The sequence below is a fragment of the Pseudoflavonifractor phocaeensis genome, assembly GCF_016901735.1.
Lineage (GTDB): Bacteria > Bacillota > Clostridia > Oscillospirales > Oscillospiraceae > Pseudoflavonifractor_A.
Window position 1 is genome coordinate 1 of record NZ_JACLZC010000170.1, and the last position, 764, is coordinate 764.

At 51.7% G+C, this 764-nt stretch carries 1 protein-coding gene and 1 pseudogene; both read right to left on the reverse strand.

The features are described from left to right. Window positions 1-317: RhuM family protein (rhuM, locus tag H7U37_RS15075; protein WP_204876977.1), on the reverse strand; the 317-nt coding region annotated here is incomplete at its 3' end. Further along, window positions 314-764: pseudogene (locus H7U37_RS15080) on the reverse strand (hypothetical protein); the annotation flags it as partial. The pseudogene H7U37_RS15080 and the gene rhuM, both read right to left, overlap by 4 nt.

The following is a 764-nucleotide window of genomic DNA, read 5'->3' on the forward strand; positions in this document are numbered from 1 at the left end:
TTGGAGTTCACCCGATACCCCACAGCGATAATGGCATCCAGATTATAATAGTTGGTCTGATACCGTTTTCCGTCCGCCGCAGTTGTTTCCATTTTGGAAACAACTGAATTCTCGCTCAGTTCGCCGGATTCAAAAATGTTTTTCAGATGCTTGGAAATGGCCGCTTTCTGTACCTCAAACAGCTCTGCCATTTTTGCCTGCGTCAGCCAGAGATTTTCCTGAAAGAGCAGGATTTCCACCCGCACTTCTCCGTTTTCGGTCTTGTAAAAGAGAATTTCTCTGGTTTCATACGGGGTCAGCCCCTGTTCCTCACTCATTCCTCGTCACCTCCATCCGCCCGGTTCTTTCCCCGGCTCTTGTAGACATTGTACTGGTTTTTGCACCGTGGGCTGCAAAAGGCGGCGTTGGACCGGCTGCCCAGGAATACCTTCTGACAGTGCTTGCACAGGCGCAGGGGCTGGTCATTGTCCACCAGCATAAAGCTGAACATCATCTGGATACCCAGCAGCAGGGAGTGAAAATCCCAGTAAATGGTGGGCTTATTCAGCAGCTCAATGTGGTAGCTGGGGGCAATCCCGCCGAACGCAGCCATGGCCTTGCGATACAGCCCCCGTGCGTCCTCGTCAATAGAATCATAGTCATTGTAGTACAAAATGGCGGTGGTCAGCGTAAAGGCCCAATCTTTGAACTGCTGGGCAACCCAGTCGTAGGGTTCCGCATATTCCCGCTGAAAGCTCATGTTCTTCGCCATCGGCTCGTCCATG